Here is a 5,005-nt window from a genome sequence, read left to right on the forward strand (position 1 = left end):
GTATTCCTCCCCCCGCATTTCCTCCCCTCTCCGGATCACTGGCAGGTGCCCTCGCGCGCGGCTGCGGTCATGTCCTTTTTTCATCTTCCGGGCGGCCTCGCAAACCGCACGCGAGGGGTCCTTCCACGACCCGCCGGCATCCGCCGCGATCCCTTTACCGGCGCGGCTTGACGCCGGATCGGGGCGGCTCGTTGTTTCCTGGTTATTTCATCCGGAAATCTGCCAAAAAATACTTGCATGGCCGTGCAAAGAGCACCACTATTAGCGGTGCGTAAATTGACGCATTCATCTCATTCTTGTGAGGAGTCTTTCAGATGGCCACAGCAAAAAAAGCAGCAGCCGCAGTAAAGAAGCCAGCAGCAAAACCCGCCGCCAAGCCGGCAGCAAAACCGGCAGCTAAGCCTGCCGCGAAAGCCGCAGCACCGAAGGCAGCGCCAAAGGCAGCGGCCAAACCCGCCGCCAAGCCGGCAGCCAAGGCAGCTCCGAAAGCCGCACCCAAGGCAGCCCCCAAGAAAGCCGCAGCAAAACCGGCTGCCAAGCCCGCCGCCAAGAAGCCCGCAGCAAAACGTACTCCCAACGCCGCCTTCATGAAGCCGCTGACGCCGTCGGCAGCACTGGGCGAAGTGGTCGGCGCCAAGCCGCTGCCACGCACCGAAGTGACCAAGAAGGTGTGGGAATACATCAAGAAGAACAAGCTGCAGAACGCCGAGAACAAGCGCAACATCGATGCTGATGACAAGCTCAAGGCGATCTTCGGTGGCAAGAAGCAAGTCACGATGTTCGAAATGACCAAGCTGATCTCGGCTCACCTGAGCTGATCGACGCCCGCGGTTTGCAAGCGACTTGCAAACAAAAACGCCCGCAGAAATCATGCGGGCGTTTTTGTTTCTGGATGTGTCAGAACGGCCCACTTCCACGCAGCGCGGTCGCAGGCAGGCTTGGCAGACGGCGATCCGCTTCGGACAATCTCAACGCTTCCGCTTTTCCGACGCCCGTTGGCGGGCTTTTCTGATGGCAGTCACCGTAGCGATCCCATAGGATGCATGTTCTGCACCGGTGCGCGTGGCAAGGACCTCTTGCTGACCTATTGCTCACTCTCACCTCCCATCCCGCAGAACTGAACAAGCAACGCCGGGTCTATCAATATGCCATCCACTGATGAGCGTGGAAGCTCATTACCAAGAGAAAGGAAATGACCATGCCAAACCACACCCATAGCCTGCGTCACCAGGTCCTGCGCTCGGCCAGCGCACTCGTGATCGGCCTGGCCGCCCTGGGCGGCGCCTCGCACGTATTGGCTGCCGGCAAGGCAGGCAATACGGAGTATCAGCAACAGATCGCTGCCTGCAAGAACGGTAGCTCCACCGAAGACCGTGCGACCTGCCTGCGTGAAGCGGGCGCTGCGCAACAGGCGGCCGCACGCGGCACACTGACGGATCCCGGCGCGACCCAGTTGAAGGAAAACGCACTGCGCCGCTGCGAAGGCCTGCCGCAGTCCGATCGCATCGATTGCGAAAAGCGCGTCAATGGCCAGGGTCGTACCGATGGTAGCGTTGCCGACGGCGGCATCCTGCGCGAGACGGTGACCATCGTTCCGGCGAAGTAAGACGGCACAGCGGCTTCGGCTGCGACCAAAACAAAGGCGGACGCCATGGCGTCCGCCTTTTTCATTGCCGCGTCACACCGCAGCAGCAGGGTGGCTCAAGCTGCCAGCTTGCCCTGGATGAAGGCCAGCGCCTCAGCCAGCGGGACCTGGGTGGCTTCGCTGTCGCGACGGCCCTGGTATTCGATGTTGCCATCCTTGAGGCCACGATCACCGACGACGATACGATGTGGCACGCCGATCAGTTCCCAGTCGGCGAACATCGCGCCGGGGCGTTCGCCACGGTCATCCAGCACCACATCCACGCCTGCCTCGGTCAATTGCGCATACAGCTTGTCGATCTCGGTCTTGACGGCTTCGCTGCGGTCATAACCCATCGGGCAGAGCACGACCTCGAACGGTGCAATCGAAGTCGGCCAGATGATGCCACGCTCGTCGAAATTCTGTTCGATGGCCGCGCCCAGGATGCGGGTCACGCCGATGCCGTAGCAACCCATCACCAGCGGTTGCGGCTTGCCGGCCTCATCCAGATAGGTCGCCTTCATCGCCTCGGAATAGGTCGTACCCAACTGGAACACGTGGCCCACTTCGATGCCGCGCTGGATCGCCAGCACACCCTGGCCATCCGGCGAGGCGTCGCCTTCGACCACGTTGCGGATATCGGCCACCACCGGTTCGGGCAAGTCACGGCCCCAGTTGGCGCCGGTGTAGTGGAAATCAGCCTCGTTGGCGCCGCAGACGAAGTCGGCCATGTTGGCCACGGTGCGGTCGGCCACGACCTTGACCGGCTTCTTGGTACCGATCGGGCCCAGATAGCCCGGGGGCGTGCCGAACCATTCGACGATCTCGGCTTCGTTGGCGAAACGATAGGTGGCCAGACCGGGGATCTTGCTGGCCTTCACTTCGTTGAGCTCGTGGTCGCCACGCAGCAGCAGCAGCCAGATTTCCTTCTTGGCAGGATCATCGTTGTCCACGGCCAGGACGATGGACTTGACCGTGCGCGCCAGCGGCAGGCCCAGCAACTCGGCCACCGCCTCGCACTTGGACTTGCCGGGTGTGGCGGTCTTTTCCAGCGCCTGGGTAGCGGCGCCACGGGCGCTGTCCACCGGCAGGGCTTCGGCCGCTTCCATGTTGGCGGCGTAGTCGGAGGTGGGGCAATAGACCAGTGCGTCTTCGCCGGTGGCGGCGATCACGTGGAACTCATGCGAGCCGGAACCACCGATGGCACCGTTGTCGGCCGCCACCGCGCGGAACTGCAGTCCGAAACGGGTGAAGATGCGCACGTATGCGTCATACATGGCCTGGTAGGACTTCTTCAGGCCGTCGATGTCGCGGTCGAAGGAGTAGGCATCCTTCATCGTGAATTCGCGACCGCGCATCAGGCCGAAACGCGGGCGACGCTCGTCGCGGAACTTGGTCTGGATGTGATAGAAGTTCACCGGCAGCTGCTTGTAGCTGCGCAGTTCGGAGCGCGCCACGTCGGTGACCACTTCCTCGGAGGTCGGCTGGATGGCGAAGTCGCGACCATGGCGATCCTTCACGCGCATGAGCTCGGCGCCCATCTTGTTCCAGCGCCCGGTCTCCTGCCACAGCTCGGCCGGCTGCACCACCGGCATCAATAGCTCGACGGCGCCGGCACGGTTCATTTCCTCGCGCACGATGGCTTCGACCTTGCGGATCACGCGCAACCCCATCGGCATGTAGGTATAGATGCCGGCACCCAGACGCTTGATCATCCCGGCCCGCATCATCAGCTTGTGGCTGACGATTTCAGCGTCGGAAGGGGCTTCTTTCAGGGTGGAAATAAAAAAACGTGAGGCGCGCATGACGGTCGGTTCTTTTTAAAAAGAGGAGGGTTATAATCGTTCTAATTTTAAAGGATTAGCTGGCTGATGCGCCCTTTCTTTGCAGATTTGCTCCTAGTTTCAATGACATCCGTGCATCGATGTGATTGCTCCTGACCCGCCTGGCGCGCTGATTTCCATCGGCGCGCCCGCAGTCGCATGAGCCTGCCCGAAAGGCACTTCCAGCCGCAGAAAGTTTGAGGATCACCATGCTGGATCGAGAAGGCTTCCGCCCGAACGTCGGCATCATCCTGCTCAACGCCAATAACGAGGTGTGGTGGGGCAAGCGCGTACGCGAGCACTCCTGGCAATTCCCGCAAGGCGGCATCAAGCACGGCGAGACCCCCGAACAGGCGATGTTTAGGGAACTGGAAGAGGAAATCGGCCTGCGGGCCGAGCACGTCAAGATCATCGGTCGCACCCGTGACTGGCTGCGCTACGAAGTCCCCGACCATTTCATCAAGCGCGAAGTGCGCGGCCATTATCGCGGCCAGAAGCAGATCTGGTTCCTGCTGCGCATGGTCGGGCGCGATTGCGACGTCAACCTGCGCGGCACCTCGCATCCCGAGTTCGATGCCTGGCGCTGGCATGACTACTGGGTGCCGCTGGACGTGGTCATCGAGTTCAAGCGCGAGGTCTATCAGCAGGCGCTGCAGGAATTGTCGCGCTTCCTGAATCGCGCCGGCCATGCCGTGCGACGCGGCGAGCCACCCGGCCGTCCCCTGCCTCCCCACAAGAAAACCGGCCCGGCCACGCAGGCCCAGCCCCTCAACGGCGCCTCCACGCCCGAATCCAAGTGAGCCCCATGCCCTCTTCCCTGCAGAACGCACCACAACGCCCTCCGATCACCCTGCGTGGCCTGCGCCAGGCGGTACTGGCCTGCTCGCTGCTGGCCGTCTGCGCCGGCGCCCTGGCGCAGGGCTTCGACGAGGAATTCGACGACGAGGAAAAGCCCTGGCAGGAGATCGCCGTACAGCTGCCGCCCACACCGCAACAGCAGAACCTGGCCGAGTTCTACCTCAGCCCGAACGCCACCATGAAGGCGTACGTGGACCTCAACTCGGTCTCCATCGGCACTGACAAGGTGGTGCGCTACACGGTGCTGACCAAGACCGAAGGCGGTGCCGTGAACGTGATGTACGAAGGCATGCGCTGCGAAACCTGGGAGAAGAAGACCTATGCCTTCGGCCACCCCGACGGCAAATGGTCGCGCTCGCGTCGCGACAAATGGCAGCCGATCCGTGATATCGGTGCCAATCGTATCGATGGCGCCCTGTTCCGGGATTATTTCTGCGACGGCAAGATGATCGCCGACAACGAAAACCTCAAGAGCATCGTCAATCGCCTCAAGACCCAGACCCGCATTGACCCGGTGCGTCGCTGATCGCGACGGCACAAGCAGCAGCAACAAAGAAAAAACGCGGCCAGGCCGTAATGCCGTTCAGTTAAGATCTTTTTTGATCACGCGAACGGTATATCGCTGAGGTGGGGCTTTCACGGTCCGGTCGAATTGTCGACCGGACCGTTCTTCATTGAGCAGAGTAACCAGTCTTTGTCG

The 5,005-nt window shown here is 61.7% G+C and carries 5 protein-coding genes; 4 read left to right on the plus strand and 1 reads right to left on the minus strand.

Translation table 11 applies throughout. The features are described 5' to 3' along the window. Nucleotides 1-314: 314 nt before the first annotated feature. Entirely contained in the window at nt 315-818 is a 504-nt protein-coding gene (locus HBH1_RS24655) for an SWIB/MDM2 domain-containing protein (RefSeq protein WP_077235781.1), read from the plus strand. A 380-nt stretch (nt 819-1,198) separates the two neighbouring features. Continuing rightward, nucleotides 1,199-1,606: a hypothetical protein gene (locus HBH1_RS24660; protein WP_102664748.1), complete on the plus strand. Its 408-nt coding sequence runs from the start codon at nt 1,199-1,201 to the stop codon at nt 1,604-1,606. 95 nt (nt 1,607-1,701) lie between these two features. Here the strand turns inward: HBH1_RS24660 and HBH1_RS24665 are convergent, their stop codons facing one another. After that, complete coding sequence (locus tag HBH1_RS24665) at nt 1,702-3,429, minus strand: proline--tRNA ligase (RefSeq protein WP_006713221.1); 1,728 nt, start codon at nt 3,427-3,429, stop codon at nt 1,702-1,704. A gap of 227 nt (nt 3,430-3,656) precedes the next feature. On the opposite strand from HBH1_RS24665, the gene HBH1_RS24670 reads away from it, so the two are divergent. Next, a complete protein-coding gene (locus HBH1_RS24670) occupies nt 3,657-4,247 on the plus strand; it encodes an RNA pyrophosphohydrolase (RefSeq protein WP_006713220.1) in 591 nt (196 codons plus the stop codon). Between the two features lie 5 nt (nt 4,248-4,252). After that, entirely contained in the window at nt 4,253-4,831 is a 579-nt protein-coding gene (locus HBH1_RS24675; RefSeq protein WP_102664747.1) for a CNP1-like family protein, read from the plus strand. Nucleotides 4,832-5,005 lie beyond the last annotated feature (174 nt).

It is taken from the genome of Herbaspirillum sp. BH-1 (assembly GCF_002870055.1).
GTDB classification, from domain to species: Bacteria; Pseudomonadota; Gammaproteobacteria; order Burkholderiales; family Burkholderiaceae_D; genus Herbaspirillum; species Herbaspirillum frisingense.